Below are 22809 nucleotides of genomic sequence, written 5' to 3'. Positions count from 1 at the left end.
AACCTACCACCTCTACTCCTTAGCCTTTGCTTGACTTTCACTTTTAATGTCTATTTTCCATGCTGTTAGCTTTGCAGCCAGCCTAGCATTTTGACCTTCCTTGCCAATTGCTAATGATAATTGATAATCAGGGACTACAACCTTAGCTGTCTTATTTTCAGCATTAACTTCTGTAGATGTGACCTTTGCAGGACTTAAAGCACTGGCAATAAATACAGTTGGATCCTCACTGTACTTAATAATATCGATTTTTTCACCCTTTAATTCATCAACAATGGTTTGTACTCTTGCACCTTTTGGACCAACACATGCACCTACAGCATCTACATTTGGATCCTTCGATTCTACAGCTATTTTAGTTCTTGACCCAGCCTCCCGGGAAATGCTTTTAATTTCCACTGTACCATCATGTATCTCTGGCACTTCTAATTCAAATAATCTTTTTATAAGTCCGGGATGAGTTCTAGATACCAACACCTGGGGTCCTTTTGTTGTCTTTTTAACTTCTACAATATAGGTTTTAAGTCTATCACCATGATTATATTCTTCCCCTGGAATTTGCTCAGTAGGGCCCAGCATAGCTTCAGTTTTCCCAAGATTTATATAAACCATGCCTTTAGCAACTCTAGCCACTGTGCCTGTAATAATATCAGATTCTCTATTGATAAACTCCTCATAAACCACACCACGTTCTGCTTCTCGTATCCGTTGTACCACCACCTGCTTTGCAGTTTGAGCAGCAATCCTCCCAAAGTTTCTTGGTGTTACTTCCCGTTCTATAATATCCTCTACCTCATAGTTTCTGTCTATCTCTTTAGCTTCTTCTAAGCTAATTTCTAACAATTCATCTTCAACATCTTCAACTACTCTTTTTTGAGAATATACGTGAACTTCTCCAGTTTCTCGGTTTATTTCTACTCGTACATTTTGTGCAGAACCAAAGTTTCTTTTATAGCTAGAAATCAATGCAGCTTCTATTGCATCAATTAATATATCCTTCGAGACACCTTTGTCTTTTTGAATTTGATCAAGAGCTTCTATAAACTCTGTATTCATATTTTATCCCCCCCTTAAAATTTTATAGCAAGTTTAGTAACAGCAACTTTTTCCCTAGGTATCTCTACTAAACCTATCTCTGATATATTTAATTTGATTATATTATCCTTCAACTCCAATAACTCACCTTCTATAACTTTTTTGTTGTCTATTGCTTCATACAACCTTACTTCAACATTCTCACCTTTGAATTTTTCGAAATCACTATCCTTCTTTAGTGGTCTATCTAATCCTGGAGAAGAAATTTCTAAAAAGTAATTTTCTTCAATTGGATCTGTTTCATCTAATTTCTCACTTAGCTGTTCACTCACCTTTTGGCAATCGTCTAATGTAATTCCTCCGGGCTTATCAATATAAACTCTTAAGTATCTATGGGGCCCTTCTTTTTTAAATTCAATATCAACTAATTCAAATTCTTCTTTTTTCAGAATTGGTTGTACCAAGTCCTCAACAATTTTTTCTACTTTGGTTTTCCCCATTTCATAACCTCCATAATATTTAGTTTTTTCTTAATTATACTTGTATATTTTGTAATTTGTTTTATAATTATTCGTTATTCCTATCATTGTATGTATTAATGCGGCTCTTCTAAGTTTATGTTATTGGCTTTGTTCTGTAGTTACTATAACTCTGGCCATATACTGATGATATTCTTTTCTCTAATAATAGGAAAAAGTGGGCAGATTCCCACTCCTAAAGAATAAATTTATATTGTTACTTAGAGTATACCATAAACTGCATTTCCACGCAAGTTAAAAGAAGGAAAGTTGATTTGTTTCAGGCAAATCATGTATGCATCCATGATTTATTAAAGTTTCTATAACGGTTTTAGTAACCTTAGTCTTTAGCCTTAAATCTTCTATAGATAAAAACTTGCTTTTTTCTCTTGCAGAAACAATACTCCTAGCGGCATTTTGGCCAACTCCCTGAAGAGATTTTAGGGGAGGTAGCAGCTTTTTGTCTGCTACAATAAATTTATCAGCATCCGACTTGTATAAATCTACTGGCAATAATTGAATTCCTCTACAGTACATTTCTAGAGCTACTTCTAAAACTGTTAAGAGGTTTTTTTCTTTTGCTGTTGCATCATTGCCCATACTTTCCAATTCTCTGATTTTATTATTTATCGCATGTTTCCCTTTAACTATTAAATCAGCATCAAAATCCTCAGCCTTCATTGTAAAATAAGTGGCATAAAAAGCCTCTGGATAATGAACTTTAAAATATGCAATCCTGAAGGACATCATCACATAGGCAACTGCATGAGCCTTTGGAAACATATATTTAATTTTATTACAAGAGTTAATATACCATTGTGGCACACTATTTTTTTTCATGATCTCTTCATCTTCTGTTGTTAAACCCTTGCCTTTTCTTACATTTTCCATAATTTTAAAGGATGTTTTAGCAGGTAAACCTTTTAAAATTAAATAATTCATAATATCGTCTCTTGTAGAAATGACATCCTTTAATTCAGCTACATTATTTCTCACTAACTCTTGAGCATTATTTAACCATACATCTGTTCCATGGGAGAGTCCACTTATTCTCACAAGTTCAGCAAAGGTTTTGGGCTGAGTATCGATTAGCATTTGTCTTACAAATTTTGTTCCGAATTCTGGAATTCCCAGTGTGCCAACCTCACATTTATAATCCTCATTATCTATGCCTAAAGCTTTGGTAGAGGTGAAAATACTCATTGTTTTTTCATCATCTAATGATACCAGTGGAGCATCAACCTTGGTTATATCCTCTAGCATTTTAATGATAGTAGGTACATCATGCCCTAATATATCTAATTTTAATAATCTTCCACTAATAGAATGATAATCAAAATGGGTTGTAATTACCCCCGCCTTAGCATCATTAGCAGGATATTGTATGGGACAGAACTCATGAATGTCCCTATTGCTTGGAACAATCATAACTCCCCCAGGATGTTGACCTGAAGTTCTTTTTACACCTGTACATCCACCAGTCAGACGATTCACTTCCGCTTGAGTGTAGTTTATGTCTTTGCCTTCTAAATATTTTTTTACAAAGCCATAGGCGGTTTTATCAGCAATTGTTCCTATTGTCCCTGCTCTAAAAACCTTTCCTTCACCAAATAGCTCTTCTGTATATTTGTGGGCTTCACTTTGGTATTCTCCAGCAAAGTTCAAATCAATATCTGGTTCTTTATCACCTTCAAAGCCTAAGAATACCTCAAAAGGAATATCGTGTCCATCTTTTGTCAATTGTTCTTCACAGGTTGGGCATTTTTTATCCGGCAAATCTGCCCCTGATCCATAGGACCCATCTGTTATAAATACTGAGTATTTGCATTTAGAACATACATAATGGGGAGGTAGAGGGTTTACTTCTGTTATATCGCTCATTGTAGCAGCAAAGGATGAACCTACAGAGCCCCTTGATCCTACTAGATAACCATCTTGCAAGGATTTTGTTACTAGCTTATGGGCTATAATATACATAACAGCATATCCGTTATTAATGATGGAATTAACCTCTCTATCCAATCTATCTTTTACAATATGGGGCAATGGATTACCGTAAATCCTTTCTGCTTTTCCATAGCATAGTCGCCGTAATTCTTCCTCAGATCCTTCAATCTCCGGAGGAAAAGTTCCTTCAGGAATAGGTAATAACTCATCTATATCTTCATTAATAGCATTTGGATTATAAATTACTACTTCCTTGGCCTTTTCTTCTCCTAAATAGTTGAATTCTAATAGCATTTCTTCTGTGGTCATAAAATATAAAGGTGCTTGTTTATCTGCATCACTAAACCCTTGTCCAGCCATTAATATTCTTCTATAATATTCATCATGTTTATTCAAAAAATGCACATCTCCAGTGGCTACTACAGGTATATTAAATTTTTTACCTAATGCTACAATTTTCCTATTTAAATTTTTAATGTCTTCAAAATTATTGACAATGCCTTTTTCAATAAGAAATTCATTGTTTTTTAATGGTTGAATTTCTAGGTAGTCATAATACTTAGCTGTTTTTTCTATTGCTTCAACAGGAGCATTGTTAAGTAGTACCTGAAAAAGTTCACCTGCTTCACATGCAGAGCCTACAAAGATACCTTCTCGATATTTATTCAGGAGGCTTTTGGGAATCCTTGGTTTTTTATAAAAATAGCGCAAATGAGATTCTGATACTAGTGTATATAGGTTTTTTAATCCTATTTGATTTTGTGCTAATAAAATAATATGATATGTGTCCAGTTTTTTTATATCTACTTTTTGTACCAACTTCTCATTGATATCCTGCAGGGTATAAATATCCTTGCTATTCATTAATTCTATAAGCTTTATAAATATTTCTGCCGTAGCTTTAGCATCATCTACAGCCCTATGGTGATTTTCTAGAGTTATATTGAGTTCTTTAGCAATAACATTTAATTTATGTCGTTTTAAATGATTTAATAGTATTCTTGAAAGCTTAAGGGTATCTACTACTGGATTATTCAATTGTAGATCCAATTTTTTAGCATTTTCCCTAATAAATCCTATATCAAAGGCAGCGTTATGGGCAACTAGACAGCTATCCCCTATAAATCCAAAAAACTCTGGCAATATTTCTTCAATTGATGGTGCACTCTTAACCATCTCATTTGTAATACCCGTAAGTTGGATGATTTTCTCAGGTATATCAATACCTGGATTAATTAAGGTAGAAAATCTGTCTATAATCTCCTTACCTTTAATCTTTACAGCCCCTATTTCTGTTATTTTGTCATTGATATTGGATAAACCAGTAGTTTCAATATCAAAAACAATGTATTCATCCTCTAAAGAATAGGTTTCTTTATCAATGTCTACTAATTTTTCTTCATCATTGACTATATAGCCTTCTATTCCATATATTGGCTTTATGCCAAACTTTTTTGCAGCCTCCATTGCTTCCGGGAAAGCTTGTACAACTCCATGATCAGTTATTGCAACCGCTTTATGTCCCCATTCTGCTGCCCTCTTAATTAGGTTTGTTGTGCTACTAACCCCATCCATAGATGACATTTGAGTATGTAAATGTAACTCTATTCTTTTTTCCTCACACAAATCTTTTCTTTCTTCTTTTGGTGGGATATTCATAACATCTGTAGCCATTAAAATATTTTCCTTTAGAAATTTATCATATACAATATCACCTTTGATTCTGATGTATTGTCCTTTATTAAAGGTTTCCTTAAGATTACCTTGATTTTTACCCTCAAATATTTTCACCGTTATTGAGTTGGTATAATCTGTAACAGACAAAATCAGTAAAGTTTTGCCACTATTTAACTCCCTAGAATCAATATGGAAAATTTCTCCCTCTAGGATTATAGTCCCTAATTCATTGGTTAAATCCTTTAATTGTGTTACCTCACCAGAAAAGCTTTTACCTATAAGAACAGTTGAGTTAGCAGTATTTCCCCTTTTATTTGCTTCACCCTTTTCTTTTGTTTGTTGTTTTTGTTGTTTTTGTTCTATTTCTTCTAGTTCTTTTTTGATTTTATCTAAAAAAATAATATTTTCTTTTTCTTTTTGTTCTTCATAAATTGATAAGTTAAATGTAGTAGTATTGCTAGTTTCAATATTGCATTTTAGCTTAATATTAAATTGCTTTGAAAAGTAGCTTTCTACATTTTTTTCAACATTGCGTTCCTTTGCCTTTTTAGAAATAAATGTGTCCTCTACTTTAATTGTCAACAGTTTATCTTTAATTTCCCAAGTCAGTTGATTTCTCATGGCCTTAACTACTGGTATTTCTTTTTGTAAAATAAATAAAATATTTTTCCAATTTATAGAAATTAATTCTTGAAGAGATTGATACTGTAAGTTATAGCCAACAATAATATCTACATTATTTAATGTTCCTATATTTTTTTTCAGTTCCTTACAAAACATATCTAGTTCTTGTTGGTTAATTACTTCTGATGCCTTTAAATAGACGGATAATTTTTTGCTTTTTTTGTAAAACTTTACTGCCTCAATTAAAGTATTTTCTAATGAGGCAGTAGACTTTAGTCCAAATGCAGTAATGAAATCATGAAAGTTTACTTTTGTTAAAGGATCCATTTGGTTCCCCCTATTCTAGTTTAACCAATATTTCAAAATATCTTTATACATTTTTAATCGCCACACCATACCTTTGCTAAATCCTAGCTTTTCTTCCTTCATAATATGACTTATATCCTTTAGAATAATTTGTTTGGTTTTAATATTATTATCTTTAATAAATTTTGAAATAGCAACTTCAATATTATATCCTGTCATTTCTAAGTTAACGATGTCTTTTGCTAAATAGCCTCTAAATGCTCTTTGTCCAGATAAGTTGGGTGCAACCCTTTGTGCTAAATCCGTTATCATCCGTCCTGATTTAAAGATTCCAATTGTCATTTCAACATCCTCTTTTAATATTGGAGATATAAGGCTCTCGATATGATGACAATTCAATCCAACTAGGTCTGCATCTAGAAGTAAAATAATATCACTGTTGCATTTTTCTAGGCCTTTTCTAATAGCTTCAGCCTTACCCTTGTTTTGTGGTAATTGTATTAAAGTGATATTGCTATAGTCTTTCACAATTAAAGAAGTGTTATCCTTTGAACCATCATCCACTACAATAATATCTTGAATTAAATTAGAGTTGACAATAGGATTTAATACATTTTGTATCCTCTTTTCTTCATTATAAGCAGGAATGATAGTAGCTATTTTCATGTATTTTTTACTCCTTTGCTACAAATTTTCTATTTCTCTTAGTAATGTAGCTATAATATCCTTTTCTGGAATTTTTTTAATGATTTTTCCTTTTTTAAATAAAAGTGCCGAATCAATACCACCAGCAATCCCTATATCTGCATCTCTAGCTTCTCCTGGCCCATTTACAGCACACCCCATAATAGCAACCTTTAGTGGTTTTTTTAAATTACTTAGTTTTTTTTCAACTTCATTTGCAACATGAATTAAATCAATTTGACATCTTCCACAGGTAGGACATGAAATAACTGTAACTTCATTTCTTACTAAGCCTAAAGCTTTTAATATTTCTTTTCCTACTCTTATCTCCTCTACCGGCTCCCCTGTTAAGGACACCCTTATTGTGTCACCGATTCCCATGAGCAATAAAGCACCGATTCCAATAGAGGATTTTATTGTTCCACTCCATACTGTCCCAGCTTCAGTTATCCCCAAATGTAGTGGATAATCAACTTTTTCAGCAATTCGTTTATATGCTTCAACTGTTAAATCGATATCGCTAGCTTTTAAAGATATAACAATATTAGAAAAATTCATTTCTTCTAATATTTCTACATGGGATAAGGCACTTTCAACCATCCCTTCAGCAGTAGGGTGTCCATATTTTTCTAGAAAAATTTTTTCAAGGGAACCAGCATTTACGCCTATTCTTATTTTAATATCCCTTTCTTTAGCTGCTTCTACTATTTCTTTTACCCTAGCCTTATCACCTATATTCCCAGGATTTAGTCTTAGGCCATCTACCCCTTGTTTTATAGACTCTAGTGCTAAACGATAATCAAAGTGGATATCTGCAACAATAGGAATAGCTATTTGAGATTTAATTTCTTTTAAAGCATGGGCTGCTTCCATGTTGGGCACTGCTAGGCGAACAATATCACACCCAGCCTGCTGTAAATTTTTTATTTGTTCAATGGTGGATACAGTATCTCTTGTATCGGTTGTGGTCATAGACTGAATAGATACTGGATTATCCCCACCAATATAAACATTGCCACATTTAACTACTTTTGTATTTCTTCTCAATTTATATCACCCTTAGCTTTAGCATTGATAACTGTTATAGAACTACATCTATATAAATATTGACTATTAAAGCTTGATAAAAGCCAAGCATCCTATGGTTTCCCCCATGAGTAAAGAAGACGTTGCTTAGTTACTATTTTTTATTAATCTTTATTGATGGGTTTTTATATAGACAAGGATTTTTACATTTTAATAAGAATATTTTTTCACTAGACCTACTATATTAAGGATTTCTAACCTTGAATAAAGGTTAGAATATCCTTATAGGTAATAATAATCATTAGTAGCATCAATAGTGCTAATCCTATCATATGAACAAAAGCTTCTTTTTCTGGATCAACTGGTTTACCCCTAAATAATTCAAATATTAAAAACAAAATTCTGCTCCCATCTAGTGCAGGTATAGGAAGTAAGTTGACAATTCCCAAGTTAATACTAATTAAAGCTGCTAAAAATAATACATTATACAACCCATCTCTACTAGCTTGACCTACTAAGCTAATAATACCTACTGGTCCTACAACTTCTGCTGTTGTGGCCTGCCTAGTAACCAATCTTCTAAAAAAACCACCCATTTCCCTAATAATCATTCGTGTTTGGCCGTAGCTTCCCTTTATTGCTAAAGACATTGACTTTTCAGTAGTTGGAATAATACCAATCATAAATCTATCTTCATTTTCTACACTTTCAGGTGCTACAACTTTTTCAATTTTTTTATTATCCCTTATGAATCCAATTTTCAAGGGCTCTCCTTTAGAAGTGTTTATTTCTTGGACTAAATGATCCCAATCCTTTACTTCGTCATCATTAATGGTAATAATTTTATCTTCCCGCAAAAGCCCTGCCGCCTCTGCTGGGGATTGGTCTATTACTTCTTGGATAGTAGTAGTAGGAACACCAGCGATATTATAAAAAATAATAACAAATAATACAATGGCCAAAATAAAATTCATAAGGGGTCCTGCAAAAATTACTGCTATTCTTTGTCCTACAGTTTTTTTGCTAAAGCTTCTACTGTCATTAGATACTTCATCTTCCCCCTCCATTTTTACATAGCCGCCAATAGGTAAAATTCTTACAGAGTAATCTGTTTCTCCCTTTGTATATTTCAAGATCTTAGGTCCCATACCTATAGCAAATTCATGAACCTTAATACCTACTATTTTTGCTACACTAAAATGACCTAATTCATGAAAAAACACTAGTAATCCAAATACAATTATCGCTGTAACCGCCGTAGTAATCATACAAACACCATCCTATCTCAATTCATTTATAATCCAAGCTCTAACCCATGCCTCCACTTCCAAAAGTTCTTCAACCGATTGATATGAAAAAGGCCTATGCTTTTCCATAGCTTTTTCTATATAATAAGGAATATCATAAAAGTTCACCTTATCTTTTAAAAAGTAATCTACTAACATCTCATTTGCTGCATTTAGGACGCAGGGCATTGTTCCTCCTATCCTAATAGCCTCATAAGCTAAACTTAAACAAGGAAATCTTTTAAGGTCTGGTTCCTCAAAGGTTAAAGTATGAAATTTTTTAAAATCTAGTTTTGTCACCTCTCCCTGAATTCTGTCAGGGTAAGATAAGGCATATTGAATTGGTAGCTTCATATTAGGTACTCCTAGCTGAGCAATAATGGACCCGTCTTTTAGCTCTATCATGGAATGAATAATACTTTGGGGGTGAATAACTACTTCTATTTTCTCCACATCCACGTCAAATAACCATTTAGCTTCTATAACCTCTAAACCCTTATTCATTAAGGTAGAGGAATCAACGGATATTTTTTTCCCCATACTCCAATTAGGATGTTTTAATGCATCTTTAAAAGTTACTTGCTTTATATCATCATAACACCAGTTTCTGAAGGGTCCCCCAGAAGCTGTTAATATGATTTTGTCAAGATTTGCACTTTTTTCTCCTTGCAAACATTGAAGTATTGCAGAGTGCTCGCTATCTACAGGAATCATATTTACATCATTGTTTTTACATTCCTTCATCACTAGATCTCCGGCAGCTACTAAAGTTTCTTTATTGGCCAATGCAATTGTTTTTTTATTTTTTATTGCTTCAAGAGTAGGAATTAATCCCACACTACCTACCACCGAATTTAAAACCACTTCCGTTTCATAATAGGTTGCAACCTCTATAAGACCTTTGATTCCCCATCGTACCTGAGTGTTACCGGATATTCTATTAATCAATGTTTTTGCTCTTTCTTCATCAAAAACTGCTACAATTTTAGGTTTAAATTCATTGATTTGAGCCTCTAAATCATCTATACTCTTCATTACAGCTAAACCAACTATTTCAAATTTATCAGGATGTTCCCTTACAATTTCTAACGTTTGTTTACCAATGGAGCCAGTAGAGCCTAAAACACTAATTTTTTTTATCATTTTTTCACCTCGTATCCAATAAAATAAGCATTGCTTGAGGCCATGCTTATTTCCATTACTATTTTACCAATAAAGCAAAGAAATAATAGACAATCGGAGCAGTAAATAAAATACTATCAAATCTATCTAACACTCCTCCATGACCTGGAATTAAATTTCCAAAATCTTTAATTCCTACGTACCGTTTGATTTGAGAAGCAGTCAAATCTCCTCCTTGAGCAATAATACTTCCAAAAAATCCTAAAAAACCTACCATTACAATATATTCTATGAAAAAAATATAGGCAAATATGCTACTAACAATTATACTCCCTAAAATACCACTAATAGCCCCTTCAACTGTTTTTTTAGGACTGATTGATGGACATAGCTTTGTTTTTCCAAAAAAACATCCTCCAAAATATGCAAAGGTATCTGTCGCCCAAGCAATTATAAAAATCAACCAAATGATATAGCTATTATTTAGCTTATCTGTTAAAATAATATGCCCTAAAAATAGTGGAACATAAAGAACTCCATAAAGGGTAACACTTATATCTAAAATTGTATGTTTAGAGTTATATAATAAAATGCCACTTAAAATAATTGTAGCTATAAAAATAAGTAAAAAGATAAGTTCCAGATTCAGTGAAAAATAGAAAATTGTCAATAAAGCTATACCAACACCATAGCCTATGTAAGATATGGGGTTATACTCTTTAAAAGTCATTGCATGATAAAACTCTCCTAAGCCTATTAAACTTACTAGCATCGTTGCTAAGTATAAAGGTAAATCCCCATAAAGTACGATGAAAATTAACAAGGGAATTCCCACAACACCACTAATTATTCTTTTTAACATGTCATCCCCTCCTAAACTCCACCAAATCTTCTTTGTCTATTTTGGAAATCATGAATAGCCTTTACTAAATGTTCTCCATTAAAATCTGGCCAATAAACATCAGTAAACCAAAGTTCAGCATAAGCACATTGCCATAATAAAAAGTTGCTTAATCTATATTCTCCACTGGTTCTTATAAGTAAGTCAACCTGTGGTATACCTCCAGTATCCAAATGTATACTAATTAGATCTTCATCTATATCTTTCAAATCCATCTCTTTACATAGTATTTTATTGCTGATTTTTTTCACAGCTCTTACGATTTCATCCCGACTGCCATAATTTAATGCAATATTAACACACAGCCCATTATTACCGCTTGTTAACTCTTTAGCTCTACTAATTTCCTCCCTAACAGACTCTGGAAATTTCGTTATATCTCCTATTGTATGAATTCTTACATTGTTTTTATGTAATTCCCTTACTTCTTTTTTTAAATACTCAATTAATAATTTCATCAATGCAGACACTTCAGCTTCCGGTCTTTTCCAATTTTCAGTTGAAAAGGCATACAAGGTCAAATATTGTAAACCTAAATTAGATGCTTTAGTGATTATATCCCTTATTGCATCTACCCCTGCCCTATGACCTAGGGTTCTTGGAAGTTTTCGGCTTTCTGCCCATCTCCCGTTACCATCCATAATAATACCTATATGTTGAGGCATATTATCTCCATCATTATGTAAATTTTTCAAGTTGTCTCTAACAGTAATTTTTTCAGATATATTCATTATGCTACAATCACCTCAGCTATTTTTAAACCCCCTTGGGAGGGGGCTTAAAAATAAGATATTATAAGCTCTATTTCATCCTTTGTTAGCTGTTTTAACCGTATAACTCTAGCTTGTCCCTGCTCATTCCATTTTTTACCTTTGCTCTCCTGAATGTTAATTTTAAAGGAATTTGTATTTATTAAAGCTAAAGCATCTTCAATTCTATAACCTAATAAATCAGGTATTATCTTCAATATTATACCTCCAAAATTTCCTTATCTTTTTTCTCTGTCATCTCATCAATTAGTTTTATAAACTTATCGGTAATCTTTTGAACTTCCTCTTGAGCTAATTTTAACTCATCCTCTGTAAGTTCGCCATCTTTTTGCATTTTCTTTAGTGCATCATTGCCATTCCTACGCTCATTTCTAATAGCAACCTTACTATCTTCTGCTGTTTTCTTAACAATTTTTGTTAGGTCTTTTCTTCTTTCCTCTGTTAGTTGTGGAATATTTAATCTAATAATTTTACCATCATTAGATGGGTTGATTCCTAAATCCGATTGTTGAATAGTTTTTTCAATAGCTCCTATAATTGATGGATCATAGGGTTGAATCGTTATTAATCTTGGCTCAGGAGCTGCTATAGAAGCAACTTGTTTTATTGGTGTAACAGTTCCATAGTAGTCAATAGTCAATCTGTCAAGCATAGCTGGATTTGCCCTACCAGCTCTTATGCTGTTAAAATCATCCTTCAGTACTTTTAAGGTTTTGTTCATTTTTTCTTCTAAATTCTTATGTGCATCTAAATACATTTTTTCTCCTCCCTTTTATATAGCTTTTTTAAATATCACTATGGACATAGGTTCCTATTTTTTCACCATGAATAACCTTGACAATATTTTCTGCTTCATCTAGACTGAATACCTTTATTGGTATTTTATTGTCCATACATAAAGAAGTGGCTGTGGAGTCCATAACTTTTAACTCTAGCTTTAAAACATCTAGATAAGTCAATTCTTCAAATTTCTTGGCATCACTATTTATATGTGGATCTTTGTCATATACTGCATCAACTTTTTTAGCTAGTAAAATAATATCCGCCTCAATTTCAGCTGCTCTTAAGGCAGCTGTGGTATCTGTTGAGAAATATGGATTTCCAGTTCCAGCTGCAAAAATAACTACTCTGTTTTTCTCTAGATGTCTTACGGCTCTCCTTCTAATATAAGGTTCTGCAATTTGGCGCATTTCAATAGCTGTCTGTACTCTTGTTACGATATCAATATTTTCTAGAGCATCTTGCAAAGCTAAAGAATTAATAACAGTGGCCATCATTCCCATATAATCAGCCGTTGTTCTATCCATACCTTCTCCACTTCTTCCTCTCCAGAAGTTACCTCCGCCGACAACAACAGCAACTTCTACTCCCTCTTGGGTAATTGCTTTAATTTGAAGAGCAATTTTGTTTATTGTATCTGTATCTAAGCCAAAGCCTTTTTCTCCAGCAAGAGCTTCTCCACTCAGCTTTAATAATACTCTTTTATATAGAGGTTTTTTCATAGATATGCCTCCAATCTAATTATTTCTACAGTTAGCGAAAAAATCCTTTAATTTACATATAGTTTTTACTAAAAAAAACTATTTCACACATTAAATTATCTATAATTTTATTATTTTCTATTTTGGTTGTATTAAATGGTTCTATAAAAATATCAATATTTTTCTTTAACAGCGTCTTTATTTTAAAAGAGAACACGAAAGTGTTCTCCTATCAAAATTACTGTCCGATTTGCTTTGCAACTTCTTCTGCAAAATTCTCAGATTTTTTTTCTATTCCTTCCCCAACTTCAAATCTTACAAATCTTCTAATACTCAAGTTTTCACCTATTTTAGCAACCTTTTGTGTTAATAACTCCCCAATAGTGATATCAGGATTTTTAACAAAGGATTGTTCTAATAAGCAAACCTCTTTATAATATTTTTCAATTCTTCCTTCTACCATTTTATCAACAATTTTTTCTGGCTTTCCTTCATTTAAAGCTTGTTTTCTTAAAATTTCTTTTTCTTTTTCAATTTCATCTTGTGGTACTTCTTCTTTTGTTACATATAAAGGATTAGTGGCAGCTATTTGCATAGCTACATCTTTTACAAACTCTTTAAATTCCTGATTTTTAGCAACAAAGTCTGTTTCTGAATTTACCTCTACTAACACACCTATTCTACCACCATGTATGTATGCCTCTACTAATCCTTCAGCTGCAACTCTTCCTGCCTTCTTAGCAACAGCAGCTAGTCCCTTTTCCCTCAAAATTTCAACAGCCTTTTCCATGTTTCCTTCAACTTCTGCTAGTGCTTTTTTACAATCCATCATACCTGCTCCAGTTTTCTCTCTAAGCTCTTTTACCATGGCTGCAGTAATATTCATTTATAACGCCTCCCTAAAGTATTTTTAAAGGTAAGGATGTAAGGAAAATTTCCCTAAACCCTTACCTTGATTATTGTTTCTTGTTTACTATTCTTCAGTTTGATATCCTTGTTTTCCTTCTAAGATTGCATTTGCAATTGTAGCTGTTATTAACTTTACAGCTCGAATAGCATCATCATTTCCAGGAATCACGTAATCAACATCATCAGGATCACAATTAGTATCAACAATAGATACTACAGGTAATCCTAATATATGAGCTTCTTTTATAGCTATTCTTTCTTTTCTTGGATCTACTACAAAAAGAGCACTTGGCATTTGAGCCATGTCTTTAATACCACCCAAGAATTTTTCTAGCTTTTCCATTTCGTTTTTAAGCTTTATTACTTCTTTTTTAGGTAACACATCAAATGTACCATCTTCTTGCATTTTCTCTAATTCACGAAGACGATTAATTCTGTTTTTAATTGTATTGTAGTTGGTTAACATACCACCTAACCATCTTTGATTAACATAATGCATACCAGCCCTTTTTGCTTCTTCTTCAATTGCTTCTTGGGCTTGTTTTTTTGTGCCTACAAAAAGAATGGTTTTTCCTTCTGAAGCTAATTCCCTAATGAAATCATAGGCTTCTTCAACTTTTTTCACGGTTTTTTGTAAGTCAATGATATAAATACCATTTCTTTCTGTGAAAATATATTCTGCCATTTTAGGGTTCCATCTTCTTGTTTGATGTCCAAAATGAACACCAGCTTCTAATAATTGTTTCATAGAAATTACTGACATTTTATTGCCTCCTTTAGTTTTTTTCCTCCATCTTAATCATTTCAACCTAGGACCTATATAGGCACTACTAAGCAGATTATAAGATGTGTGTTTTATCACCTTTTGTATTCTAACATACTGTCAAGCATTAAGCAATATTTATTTTGTAAATCTATCATAATTATTGTCAATTTATTATATATTTATTATTGTATTTCCATCAAAATTTCTATTATTTCTTCTAAGGAACTATTAACAGGTATCTTTCTAAATCCATGCCTTAATAAATTTGTGACCTTCAGTTCCTTTGCTAATAGTAGAAAATCATCGCTATTATCAATGATTTTCTTTTCCTCTAATATTTTTGCTATTTCTTTACTATTTAATCCCTTTTTTATAAATATCTCTATATATTCTTGATCTTTAATTGTTTTATTTTCTTCATTATTGATGTTATTAGCTTTTTCTGCATTCTCATAAGGTTTTTTATGAGACTCTTCGGCAATTATAGGAACCCCTCTATTGTCTTGGGAATTTACAACTAATGAGTTTTCATTGTTATCAAGTATATTTATATCATTTTGACCATTATGTAATATATTTATACTGGATGTAATAATCATCCCCATTCCTATTCCTATAACTAAGCTCTGAATAGAAAAATGTTTCAAACACTTCACCTCATTTTACCAGTTTAGTTACCATTTCAACTTCTCTAATGCTTTTATTTAATATTCTTGCAATTTCTTCAGGAGTTTTATTATTTTTAAATAATTCTATAACATCTTTGTTTTTATGAATAAATTTATTGTAATTTAATAAATAATTAAAGTTTTCTTCTTCCATATTATTAAAATTTTCATTCTGTAAACTATCATCTTTTTTGTGTTCTTCTATTAGATTTTCCATTGTTTTTACATGTTTCTTTAGTTCTCTAATTTCCAACTTTAATCTGTTAATTTCATCAATTGTTTTCTGGTTCCCTTCTCTAATTAATCTTTCAAAATCTTTTATGTGATTTTCATTGAGAGGGGATGTAGTTATATACTCTCCATAAAAATCTTCCTTCTTGTTTCTTAACAAAAAATATAATGCAACAATAATGATTATACTTCCTATCAATATGATAATGCTATTATAATCCATAATACACCTCTATATTTATATAAATATATCTATTTTTATACCTTTATTCCCATCTATAGCTACTTTGCTGGACTTACTTTCCTTTTGCATACAATCATCTTGAGTTTTTCTATTACAGGGTGATTTTTTTTTCTGTTCTTTTGACTGTTGTTTATTTTCGTTATTGATCTTTTTTCCTTCTGTTTCCTCTGTCTGTTTGATTCTGTTTTTATTTCTTTGAAATTCTATTTTTTCATTGTTTTGCAAATAAGCATTTGTTTCTTTTATCCTATTAAAATCATTGTGTTTATCCTTTGCTTCATATATTATGTTCTTCATAGTTAGATGATAATCAATGGGTTTTATTGACATATTATCACCACCTATTTTTCATAGGGACCGATTACTATTTCCCCTTCTTTTTTATACAATGTACTTCTATTTAATTCATCATATATGTGTTTTACTGCATTTGATATCCCTACTTTTACTCCTGGATACATTTTACCCATAACATGTATTTTGCCTATTGATAAATTCTGCATTTTAAATTCTAGCATTTTAAATTCTTCTGACATTGTTCCGTGCTTACCCTTTAAGTAATCATAGGTTTTTATGGATTTTATTAAAAATTCTTTCTTGTTTTGTTCCAAACCTGAATTTTTCCCTGTCTTATTTAATAGTTCTATAGTCTTTTTTAAATTAATTAAGTTTTTTTCAATTTCCACAATTTCTTCCTTAATTTTTTCATGTTTTGCTTTATCATCAGGATCAATACCTACTTCTATCTTCGTCACAGTACCCATATGAGAACCAATTATTTTAGCACTTACTTCTTTACCAGCTCGAATATGTCCTCCAGCAATTAAACCTTTTTTACCTAGTACCTTCACAGCTTCTTTAGCAACAACATTGCTGTGTAATATACAGTCTGCCTCTATATTACCCAAACTTTTAATTCTACTATTTTCAATATATTTCGCTATCAAGTTTCCATTACACTCTAAATATGCTTGATTATTGCCCTGTATACCTCTATTTAAAATGATATCGCCCTTAGCTAATAGGGTAGCCCCTTCTACTACACCATTTACTTCTATATCCCCTTCAGCTTCAACAGTAAAGCCTGACTTAACATTCCCCTTAACAATGACTTTGCCATTGAATTTAATATTTCCAGTTCCATTATCGATATCTTTTACAATTTCATAAATCTCACTTACCTGTAATTTTCCATCCTTCGTGTGAACTTGACCTTCTGTAGCAGCATAAACTTTTAATCCATCTTCACTTTCTATAATGTTTTTCCCTTTGATTAGTTTTGCTGCCTTTCCTTTTTGAGGGGGAATTTCTTCTCCAAAAATATTTATCCCTGCAACACCCTCAGTAGGGGGAATAATTTCAACTAGTAGTTGTCCTTTTTTCACGTTTTTTACTAGATTTAATTGTTTAAAATCCACTGTTCCATCTTCTAATATTTTAGGTTTAATTTCTCCATCTGTATCATAGTGATGTCGTAGACTTCCATCCTTGCCGGCTTCTGGCTTCTTCCCTTGAGCAACAAGCATTTTTGTATGAAACAAATTGTTTTCTATAATCGTTTGCAATTTTTCTTCATCTATACCATATACAATCCCTTTGTCCTTTAACTTTTCTTTGGCTACATCAAATGTAACGGCTTTTCCTCCGTCAGCTTTAGTAATAGATATATAGGCCTCAAGTTTGTTTTTAGAGATTTCAATAACTACATCACCATCAATGAGTTTTTCTACCTGATAGGGAGCAATTTTCATTGGCTTATTAATGTTTTCACTAAAATATGTATCAATAGCCTCTATTTCAAAGTCTTCAATAGACTTTTTTTCCAAATAATCAATAATTTTTTGTCTTACTTCTTGATTGCTTTCTGATATAGACTTAGTAATACTAAGGTAGACTCCATCAGGGAGATAGTTGATTTCAAAGATTTTCTCATGCTCTCTATGAATCTTATCATTATGACAATGAAGAAAAGTTTCATTTGCTTCTTTTTCTAATTCATCAGTTATATTTACTAGTGGATTTTCTGTAACTTCTTCCTTTAAGGTTATTTTCAATTTAATATAATCTTTTCTAAAAATAAAAGATTTTTTTTCTTCCAAAACTTCAACATTTACATCTTTCTCGGTTATCTTTAATTCCCTCAATCCTTTATTCAATGCATTTTCATAGCTATGGCCCTCAATAACAATAAATTTTTTACTCATTCTTCTCCCCCCTTTTTTAATCTAATTCTATAGAACTGTTATTTTTGATTTCAATCTAGCTATGGCCTTAGAATGCAGTTGTGAAACTCTAGATTCTGATATTCCTAAAAGCTTTCCTATCTCCTTATAGGTTAATTCATTATAGTAATATAGAGAAATAACCTGTCTTTCACGATTAGGGAGTCCCTCTATGTTATGCTGTAAATTTCCATAAGCTTCATTGTTGCAAACAATATCTTCAGGTGAATTTTCCGACTCATAGTTTTTATAGTCTATTATGTTACTATCATATAGTTTTTCTTCCAATGATATTATATTAAAGCTATGGACCTGGTGGAGGATTGTATAGAATTCCTGTAGAGATAGATTTAGTTCCTGAGCTATTTCTATATCAGTTGCAGTTCTCCCTAGTTTATTCTCTAAATTATTGTATCCTTCTTCTATCAATTTTGATTTTTGTCTTATAGATCTTGGAATCCAATCCAGGTTTCTTATTTGGTCAATAATAGCTCCCCTAATACGAATCTGAGCGTAGGTTTCAAATTTTACTTTCTTATCCATATCAAACTTTTCTATTGCATCTATCAATCCAAATATGCCATAGCTTACTAGATCATCAAACTCTATATTAGAACCATAGGTAGTATATAGCCTGCCAGCAATCACCTTAACCAGTTCAATGTATTTGACAATTAGTTGATTTTTAGCGTCTAAATCATTACACTTTTTATACTGTTGCCATAGGCTTTGATATGTCATTTTAAAACCTCCTGGCCTATATAGTCTCTTAAATTTCTTTAACACCATATCCTATTGTTTTAATGAACATCTTCCCAGTATCTGAATAAACCTCTATTGTTCTCCCGAAGTTCCCTCCTGTATCTTCTGCTATAAGAGGGATCTTAAAGCCTTCTAAAATTTCTTTCGTGGCAATCACGTTCCTTTGACCAATTTTCATGACATCACTATTGTTTCCAAAGGAAAACATCTGTGCCCCTCCAGCTATTTTGGCTATAATTCTATTGCTGCTTGCACCATCCTTAATCATTTCTTCTACTAGCATACTAATTGCTGTGTCTGCAAATTTTGCTTTGTTACTATTATTCTTAATTTGTTTGCTACAAGGAAGCATAATATGAGCTAAACCTGTAACTTGAACCTTTGTATCATATAAAGCTATGCCTACACAGGAACCTAGTCCTAATGTAGTTAATATTTCTGGATGTTTCGCAATTTTATAATCTGCCATACCAACCTTTATTATATTCTGCATCTAACCATACACTCCCAGACTTTTTAATAGGACACTAAAAGATTCGGCATTAGGTATAAGAAAAAAATTAGCCTTTACTAAGTCATTGCCCTCCCTTAGCTTTGTTTCTATTAGTAATACTTTATCACTTATGCAACCAAACTGAATTGCTGGAACACTTAGAATAGCTCCAGCCATATCGATGCACAGAGAAGGAATTGAAAGGTTTAGATTTAAGCCCGTAAGAGATGATAGAGACGAGATATATGATCCCGATAAAATATTTCCTATTTCCTGTAATGCTGAACGATCCATCTCATCTAACTCTTTAACATAATCTTCTCTACCCATAAGCATTCCAGTTAATACTTTGCATGACATAATATCTAATAAAAACATAATGTTTCCCGTTATATCGCCGCTTACATCAAAATATATCCCTGCTACTACTTTCTCTTCTCCTCCTAAGGTATTGCTGACATCATGAAAATTTAATATTTTAACCATTGGAACTTCCATATCAATTTTTTTGTCCAACATCTTAGCTAAAGCAGTTACAGCATTCCCCGATCCAATGTTGCCAAGTTCTCGTAAAACATCAAGATGGATACTATTCAAATCTTCAACATTTAACATCTTATTAAATACACCTCCATTCCTCGTGTTGAGTAAGTGCTTTAACTTATTACTTTTATTATGTCTAAAATAATAATCATTCTATCTCCAGCCTTGCCTATACCTTTAATGTAATCTTCTTCGAAGCTACCGATTAGATTGCTGGAATTATCAATGTCATTTTGTTCAATTGTTAAAACCTCTGATGAACTATCAACTAACATGCCAATTATCATTTCCTCTAAGGATAAAATAATAATTCTGGACTCATCTGATAGCTCCCCCTTTTCCATGTTGAATCTTTTTCTCAAGTCAATTATAGGAACTACTTCTCCCCGAAGATTAATCACTCCTTTTACATAATGTGGGGCGTTAGGAAGACGAGTAATTTCTGTAACTTTTTCAATTGTCTCAACAATATTAATAGGAATCCCATAATATTCTTCATCCAACTTAAATATAACAAACTGATTTATTGTCTCTTCATAACTATTCAATTTATCTCACCTCTTTAAAAAAATGAATTAGTATCAATAATTAATGCCACAGATCCATTACCCAATATTGTAGCCCCTGCAATACCTTTTATATTAGAAAGAAACTTTCCTAAAGACTTTATAACAATCTCTTGTTGTCCAATTAGTTCATCTACTACTATTCCCACGATTTTATCGCCTTTTCTTACAATTACAACTGTAATTTCTTCTTTGTCTTCCTGGGAATTAGGTATGTTTAATAGATTTGATAGCCTTAAAATAGGTAATGTGCTATTTCTAAATAATATTACTTCATTATCTTGTACCTTTCTAATATTTTTAACATCAATCGTTGTAATCTCTTTAATATTATTCAAAGGAATAGCATATTTTTCATCACCAGTAATAACAAGAAGAGCTTGAATGATAGCTAGTGTCAATGGAAGTCTAATAACGAACTTACTTCCTTTTCCTAGATTAGAGTTAACTTCTACGACACCCCCCAAAGCTTCTATTTTGGTTTTCACAACATCTAACCCTACTCCTCTACCAGATATATCAGAAATTTTATCAGCGGTACTAAAACCAGGTGCAAATAACAACTGAATTATTTCATGATCTTCCATTAACTGACTTTGTTGTATAGAAATAATATTTTTTTCTATAGCTTTAGCTTTAACTTTTTCTACATCTATGCCCTTTCCATCATCTTCTACTTCAATGACGACACTATTCCCATCTGGATATGCTGAAAGCTTTACAACCCCTTTTTTGTTTTTGTTGGATTTTATCCTAGTTTCAGCATTTTCAATGCCATGATCAATAGCATTTCTAATCAAGTGAATAAGAGGATCTCCTATCTCATCTATAACCGTTCTATCTACTTCTGTCTCAGCACCTGTTAGAATTAAAGAAATTTCTTTATCTAATTCCTTAGACAAATCCCTTACCATTCTAGGAAAGCGATTAAATACCCTTTCAATAGGTACCATCCTTACCTTCATAACTGCATCATGTAAGCTGGTAGTAATTCTTTCTAAATGCTCAGTGGCTTCATTCATTCCATGTTTCTTATCTGTATCATCAATATCTTCTAATCTTGTTTTTATAATAATTAATTCACTAACTAAGTTCATTAGATTATCAAGTCTATCTATATCAACTCTTACTGTCTTTCCAGTTTTAGATTTTTTGTTATTTGTCTCTTCTTGAAGGTTATTTGGCATATCATTACTTGTTTTTCCATGATTTTCAAGAAGACTAGCCTCAGCTTTATCATCTCCACCATTTAACTCAATTGAGTACGTTCTATCTTGAAGATTAGTAAATTCTATAGACTGTATTTCTGATATACCCTCAAGTTCCTTGTAAATATATTCTTCATTGTGTTTTGTAATGATAATCAGCTCAAAGGAAAAATCAAATTTTTCATCCTCTATATCCTCTATGTCTGGCTCAGCATGAATGATTTCTGCTAATTTTTCAAGGGTGCTAATAACGATGTAAGCCCTTGCAGACTTAAGCATACACTTTTCATCTAGGGTGATTTTAATTAAAAATGCATTGAAATCCTTTTCAATTGCCCTTTGAACAGTGCTATCTACATATTTGTTTATTTTAATATGAGGAGCATCTTGAAGAAGGATTTTCTCTCCCTTATCCATAGTTTTTGTTTCTCCCCCCCTCATATTTGATAGATCTTTTAACTTTTCTATTAATATATGAGAGTCTAAATCACCTTCATTGTTGTATTCATCAATATGATTTGCATATTTTTCTAATTCATCGAAGCATTCAAACAACAAATCTATTACCTCTGGGTTCATATCGATAGTGCCATTTCGTACATCATCTAAAATATTCTCCATCTCATGGGTTAAGCTGGCGATATTAGTAAAACCCATGGTCCCAGACATCCCTTTTAAAGTATGGGCAATTCTAAAAATTTCGTTTAATAAATTCATATCCTTCGGTTCATTTTCTAGCTTCATCAAAATATCATTCATGCTTTGTAAATTTTCTTTAGATTCCTCCATAAATATGTCTAAATATTGATTCATATCCATA

At 32.1% G+C, this 22809-nt stretch carries 23 protein-coding genes; all 23 read right to left on the bottom strand.

From position 1 onward, the window contains the following. Nucleotides 1-12: 12 nt before the first annotated feature. Complete coding sequence (nusA, locus tag BLS22_RS06665; protein WP_090552490.1) at nt 13-1056, bottom strand: transcription termination factor NusA; 1044 nt, start codon at nt 1054-1056, stop codon at nt 13-15. Nucleotides 1057-1070: 14 nt separating this feature from the next. Continuing rightward, complete coding sequence (gene rimP / locus BLS22_RS06660; RefSeq protein ID WP_090552486.1) at nt 1071-1535, bottom strand: ribosome maturation factor RimP; 465 nt, start codon at nt 1533-1535, stop codon at nt 1071-1073. Between the two features lie 273 nt (nt 1536-1808). Then, a complete protein-coding gene (locus BLS22_RS06655; RefSeq protein ID WP_090552482.1) occupies nt 1809-6128 on the bottom strand; it encodes a PolC-type DNA polymerase III in 4320 nt (1439 codons plus the stop codon). 15 nt (nt 6129-6143) lie between these two features. Further along, nucleotides 6144-6773 (bottom strand): glycosyltransferase family 2 protein, encoded by a 630-nt coding sequence (locus tag BLS22_RS06650; protein WP_090552478.1) that lies wholly within the window; start codon nt 6771-6773, stop codon nt 6144-6146. Between the two features lie 18 nt (nt 6774-6791). After that, complete coding sequence (gene ispG / locus BLS22_RS06645) at nt 6792-7838, bottom strand: flavodoxin-dependent (E)-4-hydroxy-3-methylbut-2-enyl-diphosphate synthase (protein ID WP_090552475.1); 1047 nt, start codon at nt 7836-7838, stop codon at nt 6792-6794. 233 nt (nt 7839-8071) lie between these two features. After that, on the bottom strand, nt 8072-9085 hold the full coding sequence (rseP, locus tag BLS22_RS06640) for an RIP metalloprotease RseP (RefSeq protein ID WP_090552471.1): 1014 nt from the start codon (nt 9083-9085) through the stop codon (nt 8072-8074). Nucleotides 9086-9097: 12 nt separating this feature from the next. Further along, on the bottom strand, nt 9098-10243 hold the full coding sequence (locus tag BLS22_RS06635) for a 1-deoxy-D-xylulose-5-phosphate reductoisomerase (RefSeq protein ID WP_090553274.1): 1146 nt from the start codon (nt 10241-10243) through the stop codon (nt 9098-9100). Nucleotides 10244-10304: 61 nt separating this feature from the next. Beyond that, nucleotides 10305-11087, bottom strand: coding sequence for a phosphatidate cytidylyltransferase (locus BLS22_RS06630; protein WP_090552468.1), 783 nt, complete (start codon nt 11085-11087; stop codon nt 10305-10307). Nucleotides 11088-11098: 11 nt separating this feature from the next. Then, nucleotides 11099-11857, bottom strand: a complete 759-nt coding sequence (locus BLS22_RS06625; RefSeq protein ID WP_090552464.1) for an isoprenyl transferase — start codon at nt 11855-11857, stop codon at nt 11099-11101. Between the two features lie 47 nt (nt 11858-11904). Continuing rightward, entirely contained in the window at nt 11905-12093 is a 189-nt protein-coding gene (locus BLS22_RS06620; RefSeq protein WP_090552461.1) for a PASTA domain-containing protein, read from the bottom strand. Nucleotides 12094-12095: 2 nt separating this feature from the next. After that, nucleotides 12096-12653, bottom strand: a complete 558-nt coding sequence (gene frr, locus BLS22_RS06615) for a ribosome recycling factor (RefSeq protein ID WP_090552458.1) — start codon at nt 12651-12653, stop codon at nt 12096-12098. Nucleotides 12654-12681: 28 nt separating this feature from the next. Further along, nucleotides 12682-13398 (bottom strand): UMP kinase, encoded by a 717-nt coding sequence (gene pyrH, locus BLS22_RS06610; protein ID WP_090552454.1) that lies wholly within the window; start codon nt 13396-13398, stop codon nt 12682-12684. 217 nt (nt 13399-13615) lie between these two features. Beyond that, nucleotides 13616-14263 (bottom strand): translation elongation factor Ts, encoded by a 648-nt coding sequence (gene tsf / locus BLS22_RS06605; protein ID WP_090552449.1) that lies wholly within the window; start codon nt 14261-14263, stop codon nt 13616-13618. An 87-nt stretch (nt 14264-14350) separates the two neighbouring features. Continuing rightward, nucleotides 14351-15049: a 30S ribosomal protein S2 gene (gene rpsB / locus BLS22_RS06600; protein ID WP_090552446.1), complete on the bottom strand. Its 699-nt coding sequence runs from the start codon at nt 15047-15049 to the stop codon at nt 14351-14353. A 185-nt stretch (nt 15050-15234) separates the two neighbouring features. Next, on the bottom strand, nt 15235-15699 hold the full coding sequence (locus tag BLS22_RS06595) for a hypothetical protein (RefSeq protein WP_090552442.1): 465 nt from the start codon (nt 15697-15699) through the stop codon (nt 15235-15237). Between the two features lie 10 nt (nt 15700-15709). After that, the gene (locus BLS22_RS06590; protein ID WP_090552438.1) at nt 15710-16174 is read right to left on the bottom strand and encodes a hypothetical protein; all 465 of its coding nucleotides are present in this window, start codon (nt 16172-16174) and stop codon (nt 15710-15712) included. A gap of 15 nt (nt 16175-16189) precedes the next feature. Beyond that, nucleotides 16190-16525, bottom strand: a complete 336-nt coding sequence (locus tag BLS22_RS06585; protein WP_090552434.1) for a hypothetical protein — start codon at nt 16523-16525, stop codon at nt 16190-16192. Nucleotides 16526-16536: 11 nt separating this feature from the next. Then, nucleotides 16537-18399: a FapA family protein gene (locus BLS22_RS06580; protein ID WP_090552430.1), complete on the bottom strand. Its 1863-nt coding sequence runs from the start codon at nt 18397-18399 to the stop codon at nt 16537-16539. 27 nt (nt 18400-18426) lie between these two features. Continuing rightward, the gene (locus BLS22_RS06575; protein ID WP_090552426.1) at nt 18427-19158 is read right to left on the bottom strand and encodes a FliA/WhiG family RNA polymerase sigma factor; all 732 of its coding nucleotides are present in this window, start codon (nt 19156-19158) and stop codon (nt 18427-18429) included. A 28-nt stretch (nt 19159-19186) separates the two neighbouring features. Then, the gene (locus BLS22_RS06570; protein ID WP_090552424.1) at nt 19187-19672 is read right to left on the bottom strand and encodes a chemotaxis protein CheD; all 486 of its coding nucleotides are present in this window, start codon (nt 19670-19672) and stop codon (nt 19187-19189) included. Then, nucleotides 19673-20287, bottom strand: coding sequence for a chemotaxis protein CheC (locus tag BLS22_RS06565; protein WP_090552419.1), 615 nt, complete (start codon nt 20285-20287; stop codon nt 19673-19675). 41 nt (nt 20288-20328) lie between these two features. Continuing rightward, the gene (locus tag BLS22_RS06560; RefSeq protein WP_090552415.1) at nt 20329-20763 is read right to left on the bottom strand and encodes a chemotaxis protein CheW; all 435 of its coding nucleotides are present in this window, start codon (nt 20761-20763) and stop codon (nt 20329-20331) included. A gap of 14 nt (nt 20764-20777) precedes the next feature. Then, nucleotides 20778-22808 (bottom strand): chemotaxis protein CheA, encoded by a 2031-nt coding sequence (locus BLS22_RS06555; protein WP_090552412.1) that lies wholly within the window; start codon nt 22806-22808, stop codon nt 20778-20780. Nucleotide 22809 lies beyond the last annotated feature (1 nt).

This window comes from Natronincola ferrireducens, from assembly GCF_900100845.1.
Classification (GTDB): Bacteria; Bacillota; Clostridia; order Peptostreptococcales; family Natronincolaceae; genus Natronincola_B; species Natronincola_B ferrireducens.
Note: the sequence above shows the minus strand (reverse complement) of the source record. Positions and strands in the feature narration are given on the sequence as shown.

Excerpts from the sequence above, each read along its gene's own strand:
- nusA (WP_090552490.1), bottom strand. The coding sequence starts at position 1,056 with ATGAATACAGAGTTTATAGAAGCTCTTGATCAAATTCAAAAAGACAAA.
- rimP (WP_090552486.1), bottom strand. The coding sequence starts at position 1,535 with ATGGGGAAAACCAAAGTAGAAAAAATTGTTGAGGACTTGGTACAACCA.
- BLS22_RS06655 (WP_090552482.1), bottom strand. The coding sequence starts at position 6,128 with ATGGATCCTTTAACAAAAGTAAACTTTCATGATTTCATTACTGCATTT.
- BLS22_RS06650 (WP_090552478.1), bottom strand. The coding sequence starts at position 6,773 with ATGAAAATAGCTACTATCATTCCTGCTTATAATGAAGAAAAGAGGATA.
- rseP (WP_090552471.1), bottom strand. The coding sequence starts at position 9,085 with ATGATTACTACGGCGGTTACAGCGATAATTGTATTTGGATTACTAGTG.
- BLS22_RS06630 (WP_090552468.1), bottom strand. The coding sequence starts at position 11,087 with ATGTTAAAAAGAATAATTAGTGGTGTTGTGGGAATTCCCTTGTTAATT.
- BLS22_RS06625 (WP_090552464.1), bottom strand. The coding sequence starts at position 11,857 with ATGAATATATCTGAAAAAATTACTGTTAGAGACAACTTGAAAAATTTA.
- frr (WP_090552458.1), bottom strand. The coding sequence starts at position 12,653 with ATGTATTTAGATGCACATAAGAATTTAGAAGAAAAAATGAACAAAACC.
- pyrH (WP_090552454.1), bottom strand. The coding sequence starts at position 13,398 with ATGAAAAAACCTCTATATAAAAGAGTATTATTAAAGCTGAGTGGAGAA.
- tsf (WP_090552449.1), bottom strand. The coding sequence starts at position 14,263 with ATGAATATTACTGCAGCCATGGTAAAAGAGCTTAGAGAGAAAACTGGA.
- rpsB (WP_090552446.1), bottom strand. The coding sequence starts at position 15,049 with ATGTCAGTAATTTCTATGAAACAATTATTAGAAGCTGGTGTTCATTTT.
- BLS22_RS06590 (WP_090552438.1), bottom strand. The coding sequence starts at position 16,174 with ATGGATTATAATAGCATTATCATATTGATAGGAAGTATAATCATTATT.
- BLS22_RS06585 (WP_090552434.1), bottom strand. The coding sequence starts at position 16,525 with ATGTCAATAAAACCCATTGATTATCATCTAACTATGAAGAACATAATA.
- BLS22_RS06580 (WP_090552430.1), bottom strand. The coding sequence starts at position 18,399 with ATGAGTAAAAAATTTATTGTTATTGAGGGCCATAGCTATGAAAATGCA.
- BLS22_RS06575 (WP_090552426.1), bottom strand. The coding sequence starts at position 19,158 with ATGACATATCAAAGCCTATGGCAACAGTATAAAAAGTGTAATGATTTA.
- BLS22_RS06570 (WP_090552424.1), bottom strand. The coding sequence starts at position 19,672 with ATGCAGAATATAATAAAGGTTGGTATGGCAGATTATAAAATTGCGAAA.
- BLS22_RS06565 (WP_090552419.1), bottom strand. The coding sequence starts at position 20,287 with ATGTTAAATGTTGAAGATTTGAATAGTATCCATCTTGATGTTTTACGA.
- BLS22_RS06555 (WP_090552412.1), bottom strand. The coding sequence starts at position 22,808 with ATGGATATGAATCAATATTTAGACATATTTATGGAGGAATCTAAAGAA.